General features: G+C 52.6%; 17 protein-coding genes and 4 pseudogenes. 15 read left to right on the forward strand and 6 right to left on the reverse strand.

Features of this window, described 5'->3' with window-relative positions; translation table 11 throughout:
- Positions 1–24: 24 nt before the first annotated feature.
- The gene (locus tag H9L05_RS07665) at positions 25–558 is read right to left on the reverse strand and encodes a dihydrofolate reductase family protein (protein ID WP_187733663.1); all 534 of its coding nucleotides are present in this window, start codon (positions 556–558) and stop codon (positions 25–27) included.
- A gap of 1,586 nt (positions 559–2,144) precedes the next feature.
- Between H9L05_RS07665 and H9L05_RS07670 the strand changes: the two genes are divergently transcribed.
- The 3 genes from H9L05_RS07670 to H9L05_RS07680 all read left to right on the forward strand — a co-directional run bounded on the left by H9L05_RS07670 (position 2,145) and on the right by H9L05_RS07680 (position 9,426).
- Entirely contained in the window at positions 2,145–4,739 is a 2,595-nt protein-coding gene (locus H9L05_RS07670) for an MBG domain-containing protein (protein WP_187733664.1), read from the forward strand.
- A 125-nt stretch (positions 4,740–4,864) separates the two neighbouring features.
- Positions 4,865–6,055: a YDG domain-containing protein gene (locus H9L05_RS07675; RefSeq protein ID WP_187733665.1), complete on the forward strand. Its 1,191-nt coding sequence runs from the start codon at positions 4,865–4,867 to the stop codon at positions 6,053–6,055.
- Between the two features lie 29 nt (positions 6,056–6,084).
- Positions 6,085–9,426 (forward strand): YDG domain-containing protein, encoded by a 3,342-nt coding sequence (locus H9L05_RS07680; protein ID WP_394368489.1) that lies wholly within the window; start codon positions 6,085–6,087, stop codon positions 9,424–9,426.
- Between the two features lie 155 nt (positions 9,427–9,581).
- Here the strand turns inward: H9L05_RS07680 and H9L05_RS07685 are convergent, their stop codons facing one another.
- Both H9L05_RS07685 and ribD read right to left on the reverse strand, forming a co-directional pair.
- Positions 9,582–10,064: a GAF domain-containing protein gene (locus H9L05_RS07685; protein ID WP_187733667.1), complete on the reverse strand. Its 483-nt coding sequence runs from the start codon at positions 10,062–10,064 to the stop codon at positions 9,582–9,584.
- Positions 10,065–10,143: 79 nt separating this feature from the next.
- Positions 10,144–11,285, reverse strand: a pseudogene (gene ribD, locus H9L05_RS07690) (bifunctional diaminohydroxyphosphoribosylaminopyrimidine deaminase/5-amino-6-(5-phosphoribosylamino)uracil reductase RibD).
- Between ribD and H9L05_RS23365 the strand changes: the two are divergent.
- The 8 genes and pseudogenes from H9L05_RS23365 (at position 11,236) to rfbA (ending at position 18,447) form a co-directional block, all read left to right on the forward strand.
- Complete coding sequence (locus H9L05_RS23365; RefSeq protein WP_223284805.1) at positions 11,236–11,655, forward strand: class I SAM-dependent methyltransferase; 420 nt, start codon at positions 11,236–11,238, stop codon at positions 11,653–11,655. The pseudogene ribD and the gene H9L05_RS23365 overlap by 50 nt on opposite strands.
- On the forward strand, positions 11,592–12,095 hold the full coding sequence (locus tag H9L05_RS23370; RefSeq protein WP_262892692.1) for a N5-glutamine methyltransferase family protein: 504 nt from the start codon (positions 11,592–11,594) through the stop codon (positions 12,093–12,095). The genes H9L05_RS23365 and H9L05_RS23370 overlap by 64 nt, the downstream gene beginning before the upstream one ends.
- 98 nt (positions 12,096–12,193) lie before the next feature.
- A complete protein-coding gene (locus tag H9L05_RS07700) occupies positions 12,194–12,796 on the forward strand; it encodes an acyltransferase (RefSeq protein WP_187733668.1) in 603 nt (200 codons plus the stop codon).
- Positions 12,797–12,822: 26 nt separating this feature from the next.
- The gene (locus H9L05_RS07705; protein WP_187733669.1) at positions 12,823–14,118 is read left to right on the forward strand and encodes a nucleotide sugar dehydrogenase; all 1,296 of its coding nucleotides are present in this window, start codon (positions 12,823–12,825) and stop codon (positions 14,116–14,118) included.
- Positions 14,119–14,225: 107 nt separating this feature from the next.
- Positions 14,226–15,257, forward strand: coding sequence for a UDP-glucose 4-epimerase GalE (galE, locus tag H9L05_RS07710; protein ID WP_187733670.1), 1,032 nt, complete (start codon positions 14,226–14,228; stop codon positions 15,255–15,257).
- Positions 15,258–15,335: 78 nt separating this feature from the next.
- A complete protein-coding gene (gene rfbB / locus H9L05_RS07715; RefSeq protein ID WP_187733671.1) occupies positions 15,336–16,391 on the forward strand; it encodes a dTDP-glucose 4,6-dehydratase in 1,056 nt (351 codons plus the stop codon).
- Positions 16,392–16,496: 105 nt separating this feature from the next.
- A pseudogene (locus H9L05_RS07720) lies at positions 16,497–17,502 on the forward strand (SDR family oxidoreductase).
- A 66-nt stretch (positions 17,503–17,568) separates the two neighbouring features.
- Entirely contained in the window at positions 17,569–18,447 is an 879-nt protein-coding gene (rfbA, locus tag H9L05_RS07725) for a glucose-1-phosphate thymidylyltransferase RfbA (protein WP_187733672.1), read from the forward strand.
- A gap of 72 nt (positions 18,448–18,519) precedes the next feature.
- Here rfbA and chrA read toward each other — a convergent pair.
- Positions 18,520–19,610, reverse strand: a pseudogene (chrA, locus tag H9L05_RS07730) (chromate efflux transporter).
- A gap of 293 nt (positions 19,611–19,903) precedes the next feature.
- Positions 19,904–20,881, reverse strand: a complete 978-nt coding sequence (locus tag H9L05_RS07735) for an isopenicillin N synthase family dioxygenase (protein WP_187733673.1) — start codon at positions 20,879–20,881, stop codon at positions 19,904–19,906.
- A 127-nt stretch (positions 20,882–21,008) separates the two neighbouring features.
- On the opposite strand from H9L05_RS07735, the gene H9L05_RS07740 reads away from it, so the two are divergent.
- From H9L05_RS07740 to H9L05_RS07755, 4 genes are all read left to right on the forward strand, one after another.
- Positions 21,009–21,836 carry a hypothetical protein gene (locus tag H9L05_RS07740; protein WP_187733674.1) on the forward strand — a complete coding sequence of 276 codons (828 nt, stop codon included), beginning with the start codon at positions 21,009–21,011 and terminating at the stop codon, positions 21,834–21,836.
- 276 nt (positions 21,837–22,112) lie between these two features.
- Positions 22,113–22,862, forward strand: coding sequence for a PD40 domain-containing protein (locus H9L05_RS07745; RefSeq protein WP_187733675.1), 750 nt, complete (start codon positions 22,113–22,115; stop codon positions 22,860–22,862).
- Positions 22,820–24,163: an OmpA family protein gene (locus tag H9L05_RS07750; protein WP_187733676.1), complete on the forward strand. Its 1,344-nt coding sequence runs from the start codon at positions 22,820–22,822 to the stop codon at positions 24,161–24,163. Before H9L05_RS07745 ends, H9L05_RS07750 begins: the two co-directional genes overlap by 43 nt.
- 282 nt (positions 24,164–24,445) lie before the next feature.
- Positions 24,446–24,862, forward strand: coding sequence for a response regulator (locus H9L05_RS07755; RefSeq protein ID WP_187733677.1), 417 nt, complete (start codon positions 24,446–24,448; stop codon positions 24,860–24,862).
- A gap of 180 nt (positions 24,863–25,042) precedes the next feature.
- On the opposite strand, the pseudogene floA reads toward H9L05_RS07755, so the two are convergent.
- A pseudogene (floA, locus tag H9L05_RS07760) lies at positions 25,043–25,990 on the reverse strand (flotillin-like protein FloA); the annotation flags it as partial.
- Positions 25,991–26,052: the final 62 nt, after the last annotated feature.

Genomic DNA, 26,052 nt, shown 5'->3' on the forward strand with positions numbered 1-26,052 from the left:
CCCAGACTTAGTCTGGGGGCTTTTTTATTCAATGTTAGTTAGCTGATAATGTAATAGCGTCATGCCATCAGGCCAAGTATGGGTACGCAGCAATTTAAGCGGTTGTGAGTGTTTTGGCTCATGCCACAGCGGAATACCGTTGCCTAGTAGCCTCGGAACCACAAACAGCATCAGCTCATCAACCTGCCCTGCGGCCAGTAAAGGGGCCACAAGCTTACCGCCTCCAATAAGCCAGATTGTGCCGCCTTCTTCCTGCCGCAATTCCCGGACAAACTCGGCTGCATCCGTCGTTACAAACCTGACGGACGGATGCACCGCTTCAGTGGGCGGGTTGCTGGTAAAAACGTAATTGATAAGCTCAGGGTACGACCATTCACCAAAGGTGAGCACCTGCTCATAGGTAGTGCGGCCCTGCAAAGTCGTGTCTATCGTTGAAAGAAAGTCGGCGTAGCCATAGTCCTCGCCCGGTAGGAGAGGTGGTAGCCAGTCTACTGAGCCATCAGGCGAGGCGATGTAGCCGTCGAGACTCGCGGCAATGTACAGGACCACTTTGCGCATACAGTTGGTATAAGGTTAACATAATCTGACCAGAAAATCTTCAGGCTTTTCGAGGGCTGAGCCCGTGAATTTAGGATGCTGTAGCCCTGCGCATGTCAAGCCATAAGCTTGGCTGAACAGTAAAGGCAAACTAGTCATAGAACATACTTAGCGTACGCCTGTGCCTTGGTTATAAGGCATATAAGCTTGTATAGACCCTTTGAACAAAGTAGGAGAATCTGCAAACTAGTGCAATACGATTCTTTAAGCCCAGCAACTTGCTACTGCATATGTTCTTTATAAAATACGGCTAAAACCAGGTCTTGAAGCCAAATAACAGATTCTTAGAAAGGTCCTGCTTAAAAATAGGCTCCTATCTGTTTATGCAAAGCATTAGTGATGAATCTCTGAATAGGCTATGTGCTTGTATGCAATGGCTTACTATAAGTTTGGAGAATTAAACATTTCCGGGTTTAAATTATATTAAGTGTGTTATCTGATTGCTTAAATCACAAACTTGTTTGTTGTATAAACAATTGATAAACAATGTATTAGACTATTATGATGATTGCAAACGACTATTTATTTCTAAGCTCAACAATTGCGGTAATCTAGGTACATAGTTTATATCAAATATAGATTTTATAAGTCTGTTGGTCGACTACAAACCGCTGTTAAGCGGGCAAAACACGTGCTTTACGGATAAACCATAAAAAATGTTGTAATTATTCTGAAGAAATTAGAAGCGTCACATTTTTTGTTGGATATTCACATAGATATTGGTCAATAGGCTCCAATTGTAAGCATTCTTCGCATTCCTGTTTCTTGCTCTCTTTAGCTTGTTGGTCAGCATTTAATTTTTGCACTTAAACAATACCTATTAGTACACATCTACCCCTCATACCACATCTATGAGTACACTTCTACCCACCCCCCAAAGCGGGATACATCGCAAGGCCTACGGGCTCTTGCTGTTCCTGCTGCTACTGGCTGCCCAGGTCTCGGCGCAAAATAGTATTAGTACAGGCCTTATATCTGGTAGTCCATTTTGCGCAGGTAGTACTGTGAATGTGACTTTCAACTTTGATGGCCCAAGGTCTACGGGTGCTACCTATACATTTAGAGCCGAGTTATCGGATGCCAACGGAGCTTTTAATTCTCCTGCAACAAACATTACTAGCCCTAATTCACCAACCCAATTTTCTTTAAATAATGGCGGCAATGGCAGTGGGACTATTAACGCCACTCTACCAAGTAGCACTAATACAGGCGAGGGATATCGTATTAGAGTGGTCACGAATGCGCTACCAAATGGTGGTCTATCAGCTAGTATCCTGAAGATAAATGCAACGGTAGGAAAACCTACTGCTATAACCATTGCGTCAGGAATCGAACCAACCTGCCAGTTAACGAATAGCACCACTACAACGAATTATGCCACCACGGCTACTAACAGCACAGGATTTAACTGGTCGCTGAGTAAAACCACAGCTGGTACAATTTCCTCGACAGGTGTCGTAACCTGGGCCAGTGGTTTTTCCGGCTCAGTTGATATTCAAGTAACGGCTAACGGCTGTAATGGGCCTTCTGCTCAAACTGTGAGGTCGGTGACCATCAATGCTGCACCTACGGTAGCCTCAATTACTGGCACAGCGGCGGCATGTGTAGGCGGCACTACCACCCTAAGCACCGCTACTACCGGTGGCGGGTGGAGCAGTTCAAATACGGCAGTTGCTACTGTTGATGCAGCATCAGGTATAGTTACAGGCGTTAGCGTCGGCTCAGCCATCATTAGCTATACACTCACCAACAATGGCTGCTCCAATAGTGCTACTCGAGCTGTTTCTATTACTGCTGTCCCTAATGCCCCCACGGCCAGCGTAACCCAACAGCCTACCTGCGCTTTAGCTACAGGCACTATCACAGTTAGCCTTCCAGCTCCAGCCACCGGTATCACTTATAGCATCGACGGCACCAATTACATTAATACAAGTGGTGTGTTCTCGGGTCTGGCAGCGGGCGACTATTTCGTGTCGACGCGCAGCAACGGCTGTACTTCCGGTACGACCAAAGTTACAGTCAATCCACAGCCTGCTGCACCTACTGCCTCGATTAGTGCGAGTGACCCAACTACCTTCTGCGCTGGCGGCTCCGTAACCCTTACTGCTTCAGAAGGCACAAGCTATTCGTGGAGCAGCGGCCAGACCACGCGAGCCATTACCGTAAGTGCCAGTGGTAATTATTCTGTTACGGTTACTAACAACGGCTGCTCGGCTACTTCGGACGCTACGGCTGTAACGGTTAATCCTGTGCCCAGCGCTGCCTTCACTTACAGCGGTTCGCCATTTTGTAAGTCGGGCACTAATCCATCGCCGGCTGTTACTGGTGCTATGGGGGGCAAATTTACCTCAACCAACGGTCTGACCCTGAATGAAAACACGGGTGAGATTAACCTGAGTGCAAGCACGGCCGGCACGTATACCGTAACCTATACGGTGTCGGGCACCTGCTCTAATAGCGCCACTGCCGCCGTCACGATTACGAACACTCCGGTGGCGACGTTCTCGTACGGTGCTGCTGCATATTGCACCTCTGTTTCCTCTGCTCCGGCCATACTGGCTACAGGCGCTACGGCTGGCACATTTACAGCTTCTCCCGCCGGCCTGACCCTGGATGCTGCCACCGGCCAGATCACGCCCGGCACCAGTACGCCGGGTACTTACGTGGTGACTAACTTGATTGCCGCCAGCGATGGATGCAATGTCACGTCGGCTACAAAGTCTGTAACGATAAATGCTGCCCCTGCTATTACCGCTCAGCCCCAGCCCGCAACCCAAACCGTAGGCGAGGCAGCCAGCTTCTCCGTCGCGGCAACGGGTACCGGCCTCACGTATCAGTGGTACAAAGGGCTTGTAGGCTCGGGTGCTCCTATCGGTGGCGCCACCAGCAGCACCTATTCAATTAGCTCGGTAACTACTGCTAATGGCGGTAGCTATTATGTGACGGTAAGCGGTGAGTGCACCCCACCGGTTACCAGCAGCGTAGCCACACTGACCGTAAACAAGCTAGACCAAACCATCACCTTTGCGGCTATAGACTCGAAAGTGTATGGCGTCAGACCATTTGCAATCAGTGCATCAGCTACTTCCAACTTGCCAGTGATTATTTCAGTAGCAAGGGGACCAGCTATTCTCACCAAAGGGGAGCTTTTTATCACAGGAGTTGGTGAGGTAATTATCGAAGCTTTTCAGGGCGGTAACGACACGTATAATGCTGCAACCGACGTAACGCGTAGCTTCACGGTAACCCCAGCTACGCCTGCTGTCGCGATTACCGGCGGAACCTTCACGTACAACACGCAGGCGCATCCAGCCACCGGCGTGAGCGTGACAGGCGTGAATGGAGATAACTTGACGATTACTTCCGTAACGTACGAAGGCACTGATGGTACATCGTACAGCGCCAGCACCACAGCTCCTCGTAATGCCGGCAAGTACCTAGCTACGTCCACGTATGCTGCCAGCACTAACTACACTACCAATAGCGCCACGGCAGCTATTACCATCGAGCGTAAAGAGCTTACTGCCACGGCTGACAATAAGAGCAAGTCCTACGGGGATGCAACTCCACCCTTGACGGTAAGCTATGATGGCTTTGCCGGAACCGAGGATGCCAGCGCGCTGACTATTGCTCCCGTTGCAGCTACGGCTTCTAACGAAAGCAGTGGATTTGGCACATATCCCATCTCTGTAAGTGGTGGCGTAGCTACAAACTACAGCTTCACTTATGTAGCCGGTACGCTGACTGTTGCTAAGGCCGCCCTGACGGTAACGGCTGACCCCGCAAGCCGCGTGTACGGAGATGACAATCCTTCTTTTACGGCCACGGTCTCTGGTCAGAAGAACGATGATACCTTCACAACCGGCGGCAGCAGCACAGCCTCGGTTGGCTCACCAGTGGGCAGTGCCTATGTTATTACACCCACCATCAGCGGGGAAGCGCTGGCTAACTACACGGTAAATCCTGTTCCTGCCAACCTAAGCATCACCGCTCGCCCTATCACCATTACGGCAGCTTCTGACCTGACAAAGGTATACGGCGACGATGAGCCAGCCGCTTTTGCTTATACGGTTAGCGGCCGTGGCTTAGCCAGCACCGACGTATTCACGGGTGCATTGAGCCGTGTGGGGGCAAAAATGTAGGTTCTTACGCCATTCAGCAAGGAACGCTGTCCATCAAAAACAGCTCGACCAATGCCTCGGCTATAAATAACTATACGGTTTCGTATAACACGAATGACTTCGTTATCACAACGAAAGCCGTTACGGTGACCCCCAGATCTGGTCAGAGCAAAACCTATGGCGCTACCGAGCCGGCTTTAGCTTACGAGCCAGTAGTATTAGTTGGAACGGACGCCTTCACTGGCAGCTTGTCCAGAGAACAGGGCAGCACGGTAGGTTCTTATGACATTACCCAGGGCTCCCTGGCCCTGAGCAATAACTACGTACTGAGCCTGACCGCTGGGGTGAAGTTTACAATCACGGCAAAAGCCTTAACAGCTTCTATCGTTGCCAGCAACAAAGAGTATGATGGCGGCACGACAGCAAGCGCAACAGGCAGCGTACCCGCCGCCGATGTGGTAACCGGTGATGAGGTAGCTATAGCAGTAAGCGATGCCGCTTTTGCTACCAAACAGGTTGGAACAAATAAAACTGTGACTGCAACAGTAGCTCTGACAGGAGAGGCTGCCCGTAACTACAGCTTGTCGGCCACCTCAGCCACAGCAACTGCCGAAATCACGGCCAAGCCGCTAACAGCTTCCATTACCGCTGACAGCAAAGTATATGACGGAACTACGCTGGCCAGCATCGCTACCCGCACTTTAGTAGGAGTGATTAGCCCGGACGCCGTTACCCTGACGGTTGGCACCGCTGCATTCGCAGATAAGAACGTAGCTGATAGTAAAACCGTCGCGGCAGCAGGCCTGCGCCTGGACGGCGCGGATGCCGGCAACTACTCGGTTAACACTACGGCTACGGCCACGGCCGCTATTACTGCCCGGCCTATTGTAGTAACGGCTGCTGCGAACCAAAGTAAGGTGTATGGTACGACTACTGATCCAGTATTAGGGTACTCGATTACTACGGGTTCAAAAGTAGACGGCGACAATTTCTCGGGCCAATTGGCGCGTGCTGGTGGCGAGAACGTGAATACCTACGCCATCGATCTGGGTACGCTCAGCCTGGGCACAAACTATGACTTGAGCATGACCGCTGGCAGCACCTTTGCCATTACCCGCAAAGCACTCACGGCATCGATTCTGGCGCAGAGTAAAGTATATGATGCTACTAGTAATGCCACTGCTTTGGGCAGCGTGCCCGCCGCCAGCCTGGTAGGAAGTGATGTAGTAACGGTAGCCGTTACAAATGCTCAGTTCAACGACAAAAAAGTTGGACAGAATAAAGCAGTAACCGCAACCGTAGCGCTGGGGGCAATTCTGCCAGCAACTACAGCCTGACCGCCAACTCAGCTTCAACAACAGCCAACATCACGGCCGCTGAGTTAACCCCCGTGTTCACCGCTGCTCATAAAGTATACGACGGCAGCACGGCAGCTACCATCACGACCCGTTCTCTGGATGGTGTGTTGGAAACTGACGCGGTAACCCTCACGGGTGGTAGTGCCAGCTTCGCCAATAAGAATGTAGACATCAACAAGATTGTAACCGGCAGCAGCTTCAGACTGGATGGTGGCGACGCCGGCAACTATAGCCTGCCGACTACTAATCCTACTGCCCAGGCTAACATCACTGCAAAAGAACTGACAATTGGCATTACGGCCACCAGCAAGCCCTATGACGGCAACAGAAATGCTACCGTAACGGCTATCATCACCAATGGCCTAGTTACTAATGATGCTGTAACAGTAAACGCTGTCGGCGGATTGTTTGATACCAAGAACGCGGGTACGGGCAAAACAGTGACGGCGGATGTGAGCATCACCGGGGGCGCCGATGCCGGCAATTACACTGCCAACACAATGGCTGCTACTACGGCTGCTATTACTGCCAAAACGCTGGTCATTGACATTGCCGCTCAGAATAAGGTGTATGATGGTAACAAAAACGCGGCTGTGACTGCTTCAATCGCCAGTGGCCTGGTTGAGAAAGACGCTGTAACAGTGAGTGTTCTCAACGGTCTGTTCGACAACAAAAATGTCGGTACGGGCAAAACGGTGACCGGTGACGTAAGCAAAGCCGGTGCTGATGCGGGTAACTACACAGCCAACACCACGGCCATTGCCACGGCTGACATCTCAGCTAAAGAGCTGGTTATTTCGCTTAGCGCAACAGACAAGGTCTACGACGGAAATGCTACGGCTACTACTTCAGCCTTCCTCGCTGCTACCAGCGGTCTGGTAGCCGGGGATGTAGTGACAGTAGCTTCTACTGGCGGCACGTTTGCCGACAAGAATGTGGCTCCGGGCAAGGCAGTTACGGCGACGGTAAGCAAAGCAGGTGCGGATGCTGGCAACTATACGGCTAACACCAGTGCTGCTGCTACGGCTGCTATTACCGCCAAAGCGCTGGTTGCTTCAGCAACAGCTGCCAGCAAGGTGTATGACGGCACCGGGGCCGCCACGATCCTGACCCGTACTCTGGAAGGCAAGGCAATGGGAGATGATGTTAGTCTGACGGCTGGCACGGCTTCCTTCTCCGACAAAGGTGTAGGTACGGCCAAAACTGTCTCGGTAGTGAATTTGGACTTGATTGGTGCTGATGCAAAGAATTACACCTTCAACAGTTCCACTACGACTACTGCCGATATCACGAAGTTGAGCACTACTGGCACCTTTGTATCAAAAGACAAAGTGTATGATGGTAAAACAACAGCTGATGTGATAAGTACCTCGGTTGTGAAAGCCATCAGTGCGGACGACGTAGTTCTGAGTGGCACTGCTACCTTCAGCAACAAGAATGTTGGTGCCGACAAAACGGTAACGCTTAATACGCCTTTGCTGTCAGGTAATGATGCTGCCAACTATCACTTAGCTACCGTAAGCACTACTACTGCTAGCATAAGCAAGCGCGACTTGCTGGTGACTGCAACCGGTATAGACAAACTGTTCGATGGCACAACGAATGCTACTGTAAGTCTGAAAGACAACCGGGTAGGTGGAGATGATCTAACGACTGCTTACACTAGTGCATCCTTCGCTGACTTTAAGGTTGGTGTGAATAAGCCAGTGACGGTGAATGGCATCAGTATTTCCGGCACAGATGCTGGTAACTACACAGCCAACACCACGGCGGCCACTACAGCGACCATCAATATGGCAGTTGCACAAATGGTGCTGGTCGTTAATACTCAATCAGTACAATATTCCGATAAAATCACACTAACTGCTAAGGTTACCTCGACTACTGCTGAGGCACCACTAAACAGCACGGGTGGTACTATCCTGTACAAGATAACCAGCAATGGTGGCTCGCCTGAAACATTAGGCTCTTCAATTATTGAAGACTGGAATGCTACGAATGGCACCATAATCAAGTCGTTCGCAATTATGCAGAAGCCTGGTACTTATAGTGTGTCGGCCGTGTTTACGCCAACCTCAGCTAACATAGCTAGCGCCACCAGCACTACTGCGCTTGGTGTTACAAAAGAGGATGCTGACTTAGTATACTCTGGCTTAGAGTACTTTGGTACTGCCAATTCCAGCTCCTACAATGCGAATGTGGAATATATCGCAACATTCACTGATAAGGCTGATGACTCACGCGGGGCTGTCAAAAACACGAATGTGGCTTCAAGTGTGGCCTTCAGAGAAGTAGGCACCTCCACCAATTTGTTTGGTAGTCTTTTTGAAGTCAACCTGCTGAATACTGATGATCCTACGGTTGGGGTAGCCCGTACTGATGTCAAGGTCATCGAGCTTACTGAAGGTGAGTTTAAAGAAGGGGGTAAGACGTTCAAGTTGAGCGCTATAGCACAGGGCAATTATTATGAGGGCAGTACGGTTGAACCCCAAACGCTGATTACGATAGCTGTACCCGGCCAAGATTATGTAACTGGTGGGGGCAGCATGGTGATGGCTAATCCGGGTGGCACTCATGCCGGCACTGTCGATTCGAAGATGAACTTTGGTTTCACGATGAAGTGGAACAAAAGCGGCAAGAATATCCAGGGCCAAGCCAATATCATCTTCAGAAAGCAGGTTGGCACCGAGTGGCGCACGTATCAGATCAAGAGCAATGCCATCAACACATTAGGCACTTTCTCGAATCCTGAAGGCAACCAGGGCGACTTCAACACGAAGGCCAACCTGTCTTACACCACGGATGCTAACCCGCTCACCAGCGTTACGGTCACTGGTAACCTCGACCTTTCCATACAGGCATTCGAGTCTGTTCTGACGGGCAAATCGCACCAGATTGGCGTTACGCTCCGGTCATCTACCGGCGAGCTTCTCTTCTCCAGCAATTGGATTGGCGGCAAAACGGTGATGAAGGAGTTGAAAGGTGGTAGAATCAGCGTACGGAGCACCTCAACGCTCAATGCCGTAACAGTTCAACAGACAAGTGTTGCGTCGGTGGGTGGTGTGAAGACTGCTGAGGTGAAGACAGCCAGCAACGTGCTGGAGGTTTACCCGAACCCAATAGCTGACCAGGCTACTATCCGCTTCCGCAGCACCGAAGGTGGCAAGGCGCAGGTATACATCTATAACAGCTTGGGTGGCTTAGTCTCAACGCTTTATAATGCTGAGATAGAAGGCAACCGTGACTATACTGTTAAGCTGACCCGTGAGGATCTGCCCAACGGTGTGTACTTCTGCCGCCTGATTGTTAATGGTAAAGTGGAAAACAAGCGCATTGCTATTGAGCGATAAGCTGAGCTTATCCCAACAGTAAGCACCAAAAAAGAAAGCCGGGATTTTCCTGGCTTTCTTTTTTACATCATGTATTAATTTTCATATCACTAATAAAAAAAGCCCCCAGAGTTTTCTGGGGGCTTTTTTGACTATACAAAATACAAGCGAGTTACTCAAAACCAGCTTGCCATCAGCTGCGCGAGTTGCTCCAGGGCCTGCTGATCGTCTTGGTCAAAGTCGTTGAGCTGGTCGCTGTCTACATCAAGCACCATTACTACCTGTCCATCTTTCAGCACCGGCACCACGATTTCAGACTTCGACTCGCTGCTGCAGGCAATGTGGCCGGGAAACTGCTCCACATCGGGTACAAGCAGGGTCTGGGCCTGGGCCCAGCTGGCACCGCATACGCCCTTGCCGTGCCGGATTCGGGTGCAGGCAATTGGCCCCTGAAAAGGCCCGAGCACCAGCTCATCGCCCTTTACCAGGTAAGCGCCTACCCAAAAAAAGCCAAAGGTTTGCTTTAAAGCGCCCATCGTGTTAGCCAGGTTGGCAATCAGGTCGGGCTCGCCGGTAGTCAGGGCCTCAATCTGGGGCAGGAGCTGACGGTATTTTTCGGCTTTGGTAAGCGTAAGGTCGAGAATGAGTTCTTCAGCCATGAGAAAAGCAGGGTAAGCTGCGGCTTTTGTGGTCGTGAGATGTAGGATAAAGTTGAGCTACGGCGAGGCAAGCTGCGGCTTACGCGCGGTAGTGGTGATAGACAAACAGCATATCGTCGCCCAGAGTTACCTGCTCGTGCAAATGCCTGATACCCAGTTGGGGTGCCGCAATGCCCGCGCCAAGGTTTTTAGGGCTGCGCAGTATTCGGGCTTCATCCCAAAGACCATCCTTTAATAGAGAAGTCAGCACAGTAGGGCCACCCTCCACCAGCACCGATTGTATCTGACGCTCAAAGAGGTTGGCCAGAATGCAAGGGAATAAGTCTTCCGCTTCGGGTAGCTTTATGTAGTCGATGTTGGGCCGGGCAGCCCGCTCGCGGTACGTGTAAACCAAGGTAGGCTGCTTGCCATCGAGCAGATGATGGCTGGGGGCAAACTGAGGTTTTTGTCGATGGCCACGCGCACGGGATTTTGGCCGGGCCAGTCGCGCACGTTCAGATTGGGGTTGTCGTGCAGGGCCGTGCGCGTGCCTACCAAGATGGCCTGCTCCTCGGCGCGCCACTGATGCACCGCCACGCGGGCCAGCGCCCCGCTTATTTGAATGGGCTGATAAAACCGTCCGGCCAATAGTCCATCGGCCGTTTCGGCCCATTTCAAGACCACGTAGGGCCGTTTCTTCTCCTGAAAAGTGAAGAAGCGCCGATTGAGCCACCGCCCATCCGCCTCCAGCACGCCTGTCTCCACGTGCACACCAGCAGCGCGCAACTTGTCGATGCCGCGGCCGGCTACAAGCGGGTTAGGATCGAGGTTGCAGATGACGACATCGCGGACGCCGCTTTCAATCAGTAAGTCGGCGCAAGGCGGTGTTTTGCCGAAGTGAGCACACGGCTCCAGCGTCACGTACACGCGGCTTTTGGGCAGCAGACTTTTATCAGCAACGGCCGCCAGGGCGTTTACCTCAGCGTGCGGACCGCCGTAGCGCTCATGCCAGCCTTCGCCGATGATGCGGCCGTTGTGGGTTACCACGCAGCCAACTACCGGGTTAGGCCGCGCATAGCCCAAGCCCAGCCGAGCTAGGTCGAGGGCGCGGCGCATTATCAATTCATCAAAATCACGCATACGGGGTGGGAGGAACGTAGCTTTATGGCCGAAGGTACAAACCCTGCTTCGTATGACCATCCTGGAGCTAACGCGCCGCCTCACCACCACTTTGGGGGGCATTTATCCTGAGCCTGAAGCCGCTGCCATTGCGGGGCAGATGGTGGAGCATTATCTGGAATTGACGCCTTTAAAGCGCCGCATGCAAGCCACTGAGCTGGTTTCCACAGAAAAGGCGCAGTTAATAGACGCTGCCCAAGCTCGGCTCCTGCGCCATGAACCCCTGCAATATGTGCTGGGTACTGCTCACTTTGCGGGCTTGGAGCTGGAAGTAACGCCCGCCACGCTCATCCCCCGCCCCGAAACGGAAGAGTTGGTGGCGCTTATCAGCAAAGAGCAGAAAAATGCCCCCAGCTTACCATTCTCGACATCGGCACGGGCTCGGGCTGCATTCCTATTGCCCTCAGCCAGGCCCTGCCAGCAGCCCGGGTAATAGGAGTGGATATTTCGGCTGAGGCACTGGCTGTGGCCCGGCGCAACGCGGCCCGCTATGCGCCAAACGTAGAGCTTCAGCAAGTCGATATTCTGCGAGCCGCACCGACCGGAATTGCCCCCCACAGCCTGGCGGTACTGGTGAGCAATCCGCCCTACGTGCTGGAAAGCGAGCGGGCCCAAATGCGGGCCAACGTGCTGGACTACGAGCCGGCTACCGCGTTGTTTGTGCCGGATAATGACCCGTTGCTTTTCTATCGGCGCATCGCTGAGCTGGGCCAGGAATTGTTGCGGCCGGGGGGCAAATTATACTTCGAAATAAATGAGCAATACGCCACAGCCGTACGCAGGCTACTCGCTGAGCTGGGGTACGCTGGGGGGCAAATTCAGCAGGATATGTTCGGTAAAGACCGGATGGTGACTGGGGTAATGGTCGAGTAGGGGCCCCCACGCTCACAGAATCCGAACTTCTCAAACTTAAAAAGTCCTACCTTTGCGGGCTCAAAATCGGCGGCCTGCCGAGCTAGTTATCTGCTTTCGTGACTGATACGGTTGCCTATTTTGCACATCCCACCGCTGTACTCGACGACGGCTGCCGTATTGGCGCCGGGTGTCGCATCTGGCACTTCGCCCACCTGATGGCGGGCTGTGAGCTGGGCGAAAACTGCAGCATCGGGCAAAACGTGATGATAGCGAATGGCGTCCGCTTGGGTAGCAACGTGAAAGTGCAAAACAACGTGAGCCTTTACTCGGGCGTGGAGTGCGCCGATGATGTTTTTCTGGGCCCATCCGTCGTCTTTACCAATGTGCGCAATCCGCGCAGCGCCGTGCCGCGCCGCCACGAATACCAGCCTACCGTACTGGAGCGCGGCGTAAGCGTGGGGGCCAATGCTACTATTATATGCGGAGTTCGGTTGGGTGAATACGCCTTTGTAGGCGCCGGTTCCGTAGTAACCCACGACGTGTCCCCTTACTCCTTAGTGTACGGTAATCCGGCCCGCCCGCAGGGCTGGATGAGCCGCGCGGGGCACCGTCTTATTTTCGATGCCAGCCAGCGGGCCACCTGCCCCGAAAGCGGCATGCAGTACGAGTTAACCTTTGATAATCAGGTAATACCTGTTATTGCGATCCAAAATTCATAAGTCAAAATTCAGCATTTCCTCTTCCTGTGTACGAGCAATTACTTCAGAAAAAAGCCAAGCTAGCCGTTATCGGCCTCGGGTACGTGGGCTTGCCTATCGCCCTTGAGTTTGCCCGCAAGCTCAGCGTTATCGGCTTCGATATAAACGCCGCCCGCGTCGACTTGATGCGCAACGGCATAGACCCCAGCGGCGAGCTGGAGGCCAAAGACTTCGAGGGCTGCGACATCACATTCACCGACTCCTTGGAGGTATTGCGTGAGGCCAATTTCTACATCGTGGCCGTGCCCACGCCCATCGACGAGCACGCCATGCCCGATTTGAAGCCCTTGTTGGGAGCATCAACCAGCGTGGGCAAAGTGCTCAAAAAGGGTGATTACGTAGTGTTTGAAAGCACTGTATACCCCGGTTGCACCGAGGAAGACTGTATCCCGGTGATGGAGAAGCTGTCGGGCTTATCATTCCCTCAGGATTTCAAGGTGGGTTACTCACCCGAGCGCATCAACCCCGGCGATAAGGAGCACACGCTGACCAGCATCATAAAAGTAGTGGCCGGCTGCGATGATGAGTCGCTGGATATCATTGCCAAGCTCTATGAGTTGGTGGTGAAAGCCGGTGTACACCGCGCCAGCAGCATTAAAGTAGCCGAGGCAGCCAAGATCATCGAGAACACCCAGCGCGACGTCAACATTGCGCTGATGAATGAGTTGTCGCTGATTTTTGACCGCATGAACATCAACACCTATGAGGTGCTGGAGGCCGCGGGCACCAAGTGGAACTTCCTTAAGTTCTCGCCCGGCCTAGTCGGTGGCCACTGCATTGGCGTTGACCCTTACTACCTGACGTATAAGGCGAAGGAGCTAGGCTTTGATGCCAAGGTTATTCTTTCCGGCCGGAGCACCAACGACAATATGGGAGCCTACATCGCCCGCAAAACGGTGCAGATGATGATTAAGCAAGGCAAGGACGTAGCCAAAAGCCGGGTGCTGGTAATGGGCGCTACCTTTAAGGAGAACGTGGAGGACATTCGCAACTCCAAGGTGGCCGACGTGATTCAGGAGCTGAAAAACTTCTCTGTCAATGTGGATATCGTAGACCCGCACGCTGACTCTGACGAGCTGCACCATGAGTATGGCTTCCGCCTCACGTCCGCCGAAGAGACTAGAACTGACTATGACGCCGTTATTGTAGCCGTGGGCCATAAGCCCTACCTCGACAAAAACGAAGCGTATTTCCAGTCTATCACGGCTGATAATGCCGTTTTGGTTGATATTAAAGGTCTGTACCGCAGCAAGATGCAGGATCTGCACTATTGGAGCTTGTGATATAAATAGTTAAATGGCTGGAGGGTAAATGGTTGAATGTTCAATAATCAACCATTTAGCCATTCAACAATCAGCAATTTAACCCCCAGCCATTTAACCACTCAGAAATGGAAAGGACGAAAATATTAGTAACCGGCGGCGCAGGATACATTGGCTCGCACGCGGTAGTAGAGCTATACGAGGCTGGTTATCAGCCTGTAATTGTTGATAACTTCAGCAACTCTTCCGAGTCTGTGATGCACGGCCTGAAAGAGATTTTGGGAACCAGCATCACGTGCTACGCCATTGACTGCGCTGACGAAATAGCACTGCGCGAGGTGTTTGCACACGAGAAAGACGTGCGTGGCGCCATTCACTTTGCCGCCTACAAAGCTGTGGGCGAATCGGTGCAGAAGCCACTGGCGTACTACCATAACAATATCGGCTCCTTGCTCACACTGCTGAAAGTGATGCAGGAGTTTGAGGTGCCGAACGTGGTTTTTTCTTCTTCCTGCACGGTATACGGCATCCCTGACCAGCTGCCCGTGACGGAGGAAACGCCCACTAAGCCAGCTACTTCGCCCTACGGCAACACGAAGAAGATTTGCGAAGACATACTGCGTGACGTAGTGGCCGCGCCTAATAGCAGCGTGCGCACCATTCTGCTGCGCTACTTCAATCCTATCGGCGCCCATCCTTCGGCTCTGATTGGGGAATTGCCGCTGGGCGTACCCAATAATCTGGTTCCTTTTGTAACCCAGACAGCGGCTGGCATTCGGGAGAAGCTTACCATTTTCGGCAATACATACGACACCCCCGACGGCACCAACGTCCGCGACTACATCCATGTGGTAGACTTGGCAAAAGCTCATGTGGTAGCCGTGGAGCGCTTGTTGAAAGGGGAGAGCGAGGCCGTTGAGACCTTTAACGTAGGCACCGGCCGTGGCAACAGTGTGCTGGAAGTGGTGCAGACCTTTGAGAAGGCAACCGGCCAGAAGCTCAATTATGTTATCGGGCCTCCTCGCCTCGGCGACGTGCCCGCCATCTACGCTGACGTTACCAAGGCCAATCAGGTATTAGGGTTTGAAACCACTACTACTCTGGAAGAAAGCTTGGCTAGCTCCTGGAAGTGGCAGCAGAAGCTAATGTCAAATGGCTAAATGGTTGAAGGTTAAATGGCTGGCCGTTCTGGCAAGTCATTAAGCGTTTAGCCATTTAGCAATTCAACCATTTATCAGATGAAGATAATTATCACCGGCGGGGCTGGGTTTATTGGGTCACATGTAGTGCGCCTGTTTGTAACCAAGTACCCGGAGTATCAGATTCTTAATCTGGATGCCCTGACGTATGCAGGCAACCTGGAGAATCTGCGCGACATCGAGCATGCACCTAATTACCGCTTCATAAAAGGCGATATTGCCGATCAGGCGTTCATTGATGAGCTGTTTGCGCGCGAAGAGCCCGATGCAGTAATCCATCTGGCTGCCGAGTCGCACGTAGACCGCTCCATTACTGATCCATTGGCATTTGTGAAAACTAATGTGCTGGGTACAGTGCACTTGTTGAACGCGGCCAAAAACCTGTGGAAGCCACTGGGGTATGAGGGCAAAACGTTCTACCACGTAAGCACCGACGAAGTCTACGGCTCTCTGGAAATGGGTCCTGAGATGTTCACGGAAGACACGGCGTATGATCCTCGCTCTCCCTATTCCGCCTCCAAGGCCAGCTCCGACCACTTCGTGCGCGCTTGGTACCACACGTATGGGCTGCCGGTGAAGTTGAGCAACTGCTCCAATAATTACGGTCCCAATCATTTCCCGGAAAAGCTGATTCCGCTGGCCATTCACCGCATCCGCACCCAGCAGCCGGTGCCGGTGTATGGGAAGGGAGAAAATGTGCGCGACTGGCTATTCGTGAAAGATCACGCGACGGCCATTGATGCCGTGTTTCATAAAGGCAAAGTAGGCGACACCTATAATATTGGGGGCGTAAACGAGTGGCAGAACCTAGAGCTGATTCACCTGCTGTGTGATGTGGTGGATGAGAAAACTGGCCAAGCTCCCGGCACTTCGCGCAAGCTTATCACCTTCGTGAAAGACCGCGCCGGGCACGACTTGCGCTATGCCATCGATTCCAGCAAAATCATGAACGAGTTGGGCTGGAAGCCATCCGTTACGTTTGAGCAAGGCTTGGCCCAAACGGTCGACTGGTACCTGGCCAATACTGAGTGGCTGGAGCGCGTGACTACGGGCGCCTACCAGGACTATTACCTTCAGCAATACGCTCAGCGCTAGCGCGCAACTGATAATTAAGAATTAGGAATGAGTAATTGGGTATAAGTTATCTGATTATTTAAAGCACGATTCTTAATTACTAATTACTAATTCTTAACTGAAAGAATGTACGATATCCCTTTTCACGACCAGCCACTCGATAACCTGACCTTTCTGGTGACGGGTGGAGCCGGCTTTATTGGCTCTAATCTGGTTGAATACCTGCTTAAGTACGGCGCCGGGCGCGTGCGCGTGCTGGACAATTACTCGAACGGCTTCCGCAAAAACATGCGCCTGTTTGAAGGGCATCCGGCTCTGGAAGTTATTGAAGGCGACATTCGGGATCCGCAAGTATGCCGCGATGCTTGCCGGGGGGCAAATGTGGTGCTGCACCAGGCCGCACTAGGCTCCGTACCGCGTTCTATCAATGACCCCATCACGAGTAACGATGTGAACGTGGGGGCTTTGTGAATATGCTGGTGGCCGCGAAAGAAGCTAACGTACAGCGCTTTGTGTACGCTGCTTCTTCTTCCACCTACGGCGACTCGCCCCACTTGCCTAAGATAGAAGACCGCATCGGCAAGCCCTTGTCGCCGTACGCCGTGACCAAGTATGCCAATGAGCTGTACGCCGACGTATTCGGTAAAACCTATGGCATGCCTATTATCGGGCTGCGCTACTTCAATATTTTTGGCCCCCGCCAAGACCCGAATGGCGCTTACGCGGCCGTAATTCCGTTGTTTATCGACGCGGTGTTGCAGGGAAAAGCCCCCGCATGAATGGCGACGGTGGACAGACGCGCGATTTTACCTTTGTAGAAAACTGCGTGCAAGCCAACATCAAAGCGGCGCTGACCACAAATCCGGCGGCGCTGAATGAGGTGTATAACATTGCCGTAGCCGACCGCACGTCGCTGAACGACCTGTTTACTATTCTCAAAGAAGAAGCCGGCTCGGATATTACGCCCGAATACGGCCCCGACCGTCCCGGCGACATCCGCGACTCGCTAGCTGATATTTCCAAAGCCAGAAACCTGCTCGGCTACGATCCGCAGATTCGCATTCGGGAAGGCTTGCAGCAAACGCTGGCGTGGTTTAAAGCAAACCAGAAGTTCATTCACGAGAGCAACTAACCCTTTGGCGGCCACGAAGCCCGCTCGCGCCCCATTCTTTTATACTTGGTTCGTCGTCCCTGACACATGAAAGGTATTATTCTCGCCGGTGGATCCGGCACTCGCCTGCATCCCCTCACGCTGGCCGTTAGCAAGCAGCTTATGCCGGTGTACGATAAGCCGATGATTTATTATCCGCTGTCTATCTTGATGATGGCCGGAATTCGGGATATCCTGCTGATCACCACGCCTCATGATCAGGCGCAGTTTCAGCGGCTGCTCGGTGATGGAAAGAGCTTGGGCTGCAATTTTCAGTATGCCATTCAGGAAGTGCCTAACGGCTTGGCGCAGGCCTTTGTCATTGGTGCCGACTTTATCGGTGATGATAAAGTAGCCTTGGTATTGGGGGATAACATCTTCTACGGTGAAGGACTGGAGCAGCTGCTTCAAAGCAACAGCAACCCCGACGGCGGCGTGGTATATGCCTACCACGTCAATGACCCGGAGCGCTACGGCGTAGTTGAGTTTGATGCCGACAAAAAAGCACTCAGCATTGAGGAAAAGCCCAAAACACCGAAGAGCAACTACGCGGTGCCGGGCCTGTATTTTTATGATAACGAAGTAATTGAGATTGCGCGCAATCTCAAGCCCAGCTTTCGGGGCGAGTACGAAATCACGGATGTGAATCAGGAGTATCTGCGTCGTGGCAAGCTGAAAGTGGGTATTCTGGGCCGCGGCACGGCCTGGCTGGATACGGGCACCTTTGAGAGCCTGATGCAGGCCTCAGAGTTTGTGCGGGTCATTGAGCATCGTCAGGGTCTGAAGATAGGCTCCATTGAGGAAGTTGCTTACCGTCAGGGTTTTATCACGGCGGATCAGCTACGCAAAATAGCAGAGCCCCTGCGCAAAAGCGGTTATGGCGATTATCTGATGAATCTGCCCGAAACGCAAATGCTGGAAGCCTAAACACAGATATACTATGTAAAAAAGCCCCCCAGGTCAATCTGGGGGCTTTTTTGTGTTTATACCAAACCAGTATCAGAACAAGATACCAGCTACCAGTCCGGCCCCGATGATAACGTAGGACGGAATCTTATTCCATAGGAGCAACAAGAACGTAGAAGCTACCAGTATCAGGTTGACGGGCGTATCGGGCAGCGGATGGTAGAGCAGAAAGGTGGCGGCCCACACCAGACCCGCACTTACGGCATTGATGCCTTCCAACGACGCTTTTACCACGCGGTACTGCTTCAGCTGGTCCCAGAAGCGAATCAGAAAGAAGATCAGAAAGGTGCCCGGCAGAAAAATACCCGCCGAGGCAACCAACGCACCCAGCAGCTGCCCGCTCACACCTGCATCTTCCCGGCGCATGGCAAGCGTACCGATATAGGAAGCAAAGGAAAAGTTGGGCCCCGGCATGGCCTGCACCAGTCCCAGCCCCGACAGGAACTCCGGGGCCGTGAGGTAGCGCTTAAACTCCACAAACTCAGCAAACAGAAGCGGCGCCAGCACTTGCCCGCCCCCAAATACGAGGCTGCCGTTGCGGTAAAAGTTCTCGAAAAGCCGCACGGGTAGCCAGCGCGTGTAATGGCCAAGCACGGCCGCCGCAATAAGTACGCCTAGCCAAAGAGCGAAGTTGGCCCACTCAACGCGCAACGGTTGCTTTTGCTCTATCTGAGGCAGTTTGCTGTAGCGAAAGGCCGTAATTAGCCCCCAGCCAGCAGTAGCAAGGGCAGTACGGCCGGCAGCTGGAAGGAATAAGCAAGCATAGCTCCCGATACCATCAGGGCGACGGAGGTCTTGGTGTGAATTACCTTTTCGGCAATTTTGTAAGCTGAATAAGCAACGAACCCAATGGCAATCGGCTGCACGAACTGCACCAGTCGAGCTACCAGGCTAGGGTCTAAATAGCTAATACTGAGTGCAAAGACGGTCATGAACGTTACGGCGGGCGTCATCCAGACCAGCAGCGTGAGATACGCCAGATTGGGGCCGCCCAGCCGGAAGCCGATTGCAGTGATCGTTTGGGTAGAGGAGGGGCCGGGCACAATTTGGCACAAAGCCGTCAGCTCCACCAACTCTGCCGACGTGAGGTAGCGTCGCTTATCAACTAGCAAGCGGAACATCATGGCTAGGTGCGCCTGCGGACCGCCAAAGCTGGTGAGAGCCAGCACGGCCACATCCTTCAGGAAAATGATACCGCGTACGCGCTTGGTGCGGTTGCCACTACGGCGGGGTGGGGGAACCAAGCTAACCTCTTCCGTTTCCACTTTTTTAGAGCTTGGTACTTTTAACAGCCAGATACTAAGGCCTTCATAGTGCGAAGAAAAGATACGGTATTATCAGAAAAAAGCCCCCAGAAAAATGCCGGGGGCTTTTTTACCTCAATTATCGGTTGTCAGTAATTAGCTGACAACAACGGTTACTTTTTCTTCAAGCCAAGCTCAATCAACCGCTCGTTCAGGAACTCGCCGGCGGTAATGTCTGCTTCCTGCTTAGGATTGTCGGGCGTAACGCAGTTTTCGAGTGCTGCCAAGCTCATTTCGGAGCGAGGGTGCATGAAAAATGGTACAGAGAAGCGCGAAGAGTTCATCTTCTCACGGGGCGGATTTACCACGCGGTGAATGGTGCTCTTGAGTACGCCATTGGTCAGGCGCTGGAGCATGTCGCCCACGTTTACCACGATCTGGTCGGGCAGAGCTGTGATCGGAATCCACTTGCCATCGCGGCGCAACACTTGCAGGCCATCGGCCGAAGCGCCCATAAGCAGCGTAATCAGGTTGATGTCGCCGTGTTCGGCGGCCCGTACTGCATCAGCCGGCACCGCATCGGGGTTCTCGATGGGGAAGTAATGAATGGGGCGCAGGATGCTGTTGCCGTTGCGCACCTTATCATCGAAGTAGTTTTCGGGCAGATTCAGGTATAAAGCAATGGCGCGCAGTACGTCCTTACCCGCTGCTTCCAGCGTTTTGTACGTGGTCAGCGTAGTCTGGTGAAAGGTAGGGACTTCCTTCGGCCAGATGTTGTCGGGGTACTCATTTTTGATGGGGTCATTCGGGTCGTCTACCTCTTGGCCTACGTGGTAGAATTCCTTCAGGTCGCCGGTGTTGCGGCCTTTCGCGTGCTCCTTGCCTTTGCCTATGTAACCGCGCTGCCCGGCCAAAGCAGGGTTCTCGTAGCTTTGCTTTACCTCATCGGGCAGGGAGAAAAAGGATTTTACGTCGGCGTAGAGCTGGGTGGTTTGCTCTTCGGTTAGGCCATGATTACGCAGGGCCACGAAGCCGATGCTTTGGTAAGCATCACCGAGTTGTTGGACGAAGCGCTGCTTGCGCTCCGGGTCGCCTGACCGGAAGTCGGCTAGATCGAGGGATGGAATTTCTTCCAGCAATGTTGGGTCCATAGCGGAAAATCAAGATACTTTTGAGCAATCATTTCGTGTTGTGCAAGGTACTCAAAAATCAAATGTCATCTTTGTAACTCAACATTACCCGATATTCGGCTTCTTTGGTACTATTTCCTTTTTCATTATGAAAGCATCAACTTTACTCTTAAGCGGCGCCATGTTTTTAGGCGTTGTAGCCTGCGACACAACTCGTCAGCAAACCGAAACTGCCACGCAGACCATCGCTGAGAATACAGCGCCGGGTGGATTGTCAAGCATGGAAAAGAATGGCATCCGCCTGACTCCTTTCAACGACTCGCCTAAATATCCGGAGTCGCAGATGCGGCTGAAGACGCCAACCTCTGGCAATACCGTAGCCTCCGGTGCTGTGCCCTTCGACTATGACTTAAGTAACTTTCAGCTGACCAAGATGACCGGCGGCATACACGCCGAGCACATGGCCAATTCGCAGCAAGGCCAGCACATTCATAATATCGTCGACAATGAGCCCTATACCGCTCACTACACGACCGAGTTTACCAAGAATATCCCTGATGGTCAGCACGTGGTGCTGTCGTTCCTGTCGCGCTCCTATCACGAAAGCCTGAAGCATCGTGGTGCCTATGACCTGCGCGTGATCAATGTTGGCTCGGCGCGCGCCACCCCGCTGGGGGCCGATTTGGCCGCTCCGCACATGTTCTATAGCCGGCCTAAGGATACCTATTCGGGTAACGATACCAAGAAGGTAATGCTGGATTTTTATCTGGTTAATACTACGCTCAGCCCTGAAGGCGCCAAAGTGCGCGCTACCATCAACGGAACCGAGTTTATGTTGGATCAGTGGCTGCCGTATATGATGGAAGGCTTGCCCGCCGGCCAAAACACCATAAAGCTGGAGCTGGTCGACACCAATGGTACTGTCATTCCGGGACCGTTCAACTCCGTCACCCGCACGTTCACCCTTCAGCCTTAAGCAGCTATTGCTGATTGCTTGATTTTCAGTAAAAAGCCTGTTCATGCTAAGCGTGAACAGGTTTTTTTTTATGTTTTAGCTTATATAGTTCATTTTTAATACAGAAAAAGTTCTATTTTTAAAAAAAATCTTCCCTTACGTTCACAGTTAGTAGTTTTGGCTTGGCTTTCGCAGACCGGAGCCGCTCCCTAGATTACTTGGAATGTGACGGGGCAAGAGAACGAAGTCAAAGATGAGCTTGTTGAGCTCTCTGGCAATATCTTTTTGGTGTTAACTATGCGTTTTTACAAGTCATTTTTTACGCTGGCGGTCGTGCTAGCTGTGAGCTTACAGGCTCAGGCCCAACATGCTGTATGGGCCAACAAAGTGGTAGAGGTATCATCGCAGAAGGCAGAAGGGAAAGAGGCGTTCTCGCCCGACAAGGTGTTAGGTGAGCCGAACGCCAAGCCGCTTGGCCAAGTGAGCAACGATGCCTGGATTCCGAAGAAAGAAGGGAAAGAGGAATTCGTGGAAGTTCGCTTCAGTAAGTCGTTGATTGCCCGTCAGGTCACGGTCGTGGAAAATTTTAATCCCGGATCGGTCACTAAAATTGAATTAATTGACACGCGCGGCGGCAAACATCAGGTGTATGAAAACAAGAACCCGGGCCCCATTCCGGAGCTATTTCGCTCTCTGCAAGTGACTTTTGAGCCGGGCACTTACCGGACCATCGGCGTACGAGTGACCATGAACACGCTTAAAGTGAATGGCGTGAATCAGATAGATGCTATTGGTATTGCCGACGTGGCCGCCACCATGGTAAAGGAGGAATTCAAATCGGCCGCCGCAGATGAGAACGGCGTGTCAGCTGATTCGTCGATGGTGAACCTCGGGCCTACCGTCAATTCCAAGTACGTTGATACCCACCCGGTTATATCACCCGATGGCAAAACGCTGTTCTTCGCTCGTCAGGAGAGCCCGCAGAATGTGGGGGCAAAGATGATGTGCAGGACGTGTGGTACAGCAATTTGCGCGACGCGGCCATGAAGTCGTGGAACCCTGCCAAAAACATCGGCGGACCCATCAACACGCCTGGTCCGAATGGCTTAGCCTCGGTATCGTCGGACGGTAATGCGGTGGTCTTGATCAATGTGTACAATCCCGATGGCTCGCTGGATCCCAAAGGCTTGAGTATGGCGCGACGTACGCCCACCGGCTGGACAAAGCCAACGAAGATTGAAGTAGAGGACTTTTATAACGACGACCCCGAAAACGTTGATTTCTACCTTGCTACCTCGGGCAAGGAACTGCTGATGGCAGTACAGCGCAAAGACGGGCAGGGCCAGCAGGACCTATATGTAAGTCTGCTCAAGAGTGATGGCAAAACCTGGGGAAAGCCTCGCAATTTGGGTACCTCGGTAAATACTAAAAAGGCTGAGTTTGCTCCTTTTCTGGCCGCTGATGGCAAAACCCTGTACTTCGCCTCTGAAGGCCACGGTGGGTATGGACAAAGCGACATTTTTTATAGCAAGCGCCTCGACGACACCTGGACAAGCTGGACCAAGCCCCGCAATCTGGGCTCCAATATCAATTCCTCTGATTTCGATGCTTACTATACCGTATCGGCGGCGGGAGAGGATGCTTACCTGGTGTCGTCGCGCAACGGTACAGAAGGCTCACGCGACATCTTTCGCATTGGCCTTACGCCTCAGTTTAAGCCGGAAGTAGTAACCCTGGTTCGGGGACGCGTGCTCGATGCCAGCACCAAAAAACCAGTTGCCGCCAAAATTCGCTATGAGAACCTGCTGACCGGCGAAGAGTTGGGTGTGGCTGAGACGAGCCCAGTAGACGGCTCCTATACGATTGTACTTCCTTCGGGAGCGCACTATGGCTACCGGGCGGAGGCTGCCGACTATATTTCAGAAAGCGACAACATCGACGTAACTGATCGGCAGAAGTACACCGAGCTAACGCAGGATTTGTACCTGATTCCGTTCACGGTAGGGCAAACCATCAAGCTGACCAATATCTTCTTCGCTCAGAGCAAGTTCTTTCTGCGCGAAAACTCTTATCCCGAGCTACAACGCCTGATCGGGATTATGAAAGAGTATCCGAACATGGAAATCAAGCTGGAAGGCCACACCGATAATCAGGGCGACCCGGCCTTGAACGTGAAGCTAAGCCTTGACCGCGTGAATGAGGTGAAGAAGTACTTGGTTGCACGAGGCATTTCTGCCACTCGTATTACCACGGAAGGCTTTGGCGGCAGCAAGCCCGTAGGCAGCAACGACCAAGAGGAAACACGCCGTCTCAATCGGCGGGTTGAATTCAGGATCACGAAGAAATAGTATTTCATTTATCTGATACTTTACCTATAAAGAATCCCCCAGCTGAGCTGGGGGGCTTCTTTATAGGTAAAGTATGGCCCGTGTCTACTTTACGATGAGGAGGAGTTTGCATGCTCTGCTAAACCAGACCTTCCCTTTTATCGTCTACTTCAACGAGTAGCTGTCCTTCGGTCAAAAACGAAAAGTCAGCGTATCTCTAAGCAAGCGGAGCATTTGAGACTGTCGGAAGCGGCAGTAAAGCCACGCTTCTCCTACGCTGATCGCCTGATACAACCTCTGCCCGTGGATAAGATTTCTTGCACCCTCTTAGTAGACGACGACCGAATTAATAATTTCCTCAACCAAAGGCTCTTGGAAGGCCTTAACATGACAGAGAAGCTGCTCACGGCCCTGAATGGGAAGGAGGCGCTTTCTATGTTTGAGAAGGAATGCCGGGAGTCTGGGTGCCCGGCGCTGGTATTGCTCGATGTGAATATGCCCGTGATGAACGGCTTCGAGTTTCTGGAAGCTTACGACCGGCTCGATATTACGCCCAAAGAACATGTGATCATCATTATGCTCACTACGTCGCTGCACCCGCGCGACGTAGAGCGCGTGCAGCAGCTAGGCATTGCAGGCTTTATGAATAAGCCACTGACTAAGGAGAAGGTAAACGATATTCTGAAAGCTCATTTTAATCGAGAGCTGCCGCTGGAGTAAGCACAAACAGGTTTTGTCCGAGCAGTGTAGTCTGATTGCAAAGACAAAACGCCCCCGAACGCTAAGTGTTCGGGGGGCGTTTTTATAAAAACTTAATTGCAAAAGCGCTGTCTGTTGCCGTTTCTTATCAGGTCTGACGGGTTTCGTCGCGGCCGGGCTTGATGCTGCTACTTTGCCCCCAGGATTTGCAATGGAGTCACGCATGTCCGTGTCTGACTGGATGTTGCGCATTTTGTAGTAGTCCATAATACCGAGGTTGCCGCTACGGAAGGCTTCGGAAATGGCCTTTGGAATTTCGGCTTCAGCTTCTACCACACGGGCCTTGGCTTCCTGCGTCTTGGCGCGGTTTTCCTGCTCCACGGCTACGGCCATGGCCCGGCGTTCCTCGGCTTTGGCTTCGGCCACTTTCAGGTCGGCGGTGGCTTGGTCTATTTGCAGTTTTGCCCCGATGTTTTCGCCGATGTCAATGTCAGCAATATCAATAGAGAGAATCTCGAAGGCAGTACCGGCATCGAGGCCTTTTTGCAGCACCAGCTTAGATATTTTATCCGGATTTTCGAGCACTTCCTTATGAGAGCGCGACGAGCCAATGCTCGTCACGATGCCCTCACCCACGCGGGCCAGAATCGTTTCTTCGCCGGCCCCGCCCACGAGTTGCGCGATGTTGGCCCGCACCGTAATCCGGGCTTTGGCGATAAGCTGAATGCCATCTTGCGCTACCGCCGCCACGTTGGGCGTGTTGATTACCTTGGGATTAACGGAAGTCGTGACAGCCTCGAATACGTCGCGGCCAGCCAGGTCAATGGCAGTAGCCTGCTTAAAAGTGAGCGGAATATTGGCCTTGTCAGCCGAAATAAGTGCTTTGATAACGCTTGGAATATTGCCCCCAGCCAAGTAGTGCGTTTCTAGATCGTTCGCGGTTAGCTCCAAGCCGGCCTTGGTGCTCGTAATCAGGGAGTTGACGATGAGCGTGGGCGACACCTTGCGTACCCGCATCAGCACCAGCTGAAACAGGCTGACCCGCACCCCCGAGAAAATAGCTGTAATCCAGAGCCCGATGGGAAAGAAGTACAGAAATACCAGCAGAGCTACGGCCGCGATGGCCAGCGGAATAAAGGGAAACTCCATTAAGTAAGGGTTAGACGTAGGTGGAAATAGGAGAAAAACGACTTGGGGGGCTTTTTAGAGCT

It is taken from the genome of Hymenobacter qilianensis (assembly GCF_014489555.1).
GTDB lineage: Bacteria > Bacteroidota > Bacteroidia > Cytophagales > Hymenobacteraceae > Hymenobacter > Hymenobacter qilianensis.

Coding starts and splice junctions, on each gene's coding strand:
- H9L05_RS07745 (WP_187733675.1), top strand. CDS start 22,113: ATGCGTTTTTACAAGTCATTTTTTACGCTGGCGGTCGTGCTAGCTGTG.
- H9L05_RS07665 (WP_187733663.1), bottom strand. CDS start 558: ATGCGCAAAGTGGTCCTGTACATTGCCGCGAGTCTCGACGGCTACATC.
- H9L05_RS07740 (WP_187733674.1), top strand. CDS start 21,009: ATGAAAGCATCAACTTTACTCTTAAGCGGCGCCATGTTTTTAGGCGTT.
- rfbB (WP_187733671.1), top strand. CDS start 15,336: ATGAAGATAATTATCACCGGCGGGGCTGGGTTTATTGGGTCACATGTA.
- H9L05_RS07735 (WP_187733673.1), bottom strand. CDS start 20,881: ATGGACCCAACATTGCTGGAAGAAATTCCATCCCTCGATCTAGCCGAC.
- galE (WP_187733670.1), top strand. CDS start 14,226: ATGGAAAGGACGAAAATATTAGTAACCGGCGGCGCAGGATACATTGGC.
- rfbA (WP_187733672.1), top strand. CDS start 17,569: ATGAAAGGTATTATTCTCGCCGGTGGATCCGGCACTCGCCTGCATCCC.
- H9L05_RS23365 (WP_223284805.1), top strand. CDS start 11,236: ATGACCATCCTGGAGCTAACGCGCCGCCTCACCACCACTTTGGGGGGC.
- H9L05_RS07685 (WP_187733667.1), bottom strand. CDS start 10,064: ATGGCTGAAGAACTCATTCTCGACCTTACGCTTACCAAAGCCGAAAAA.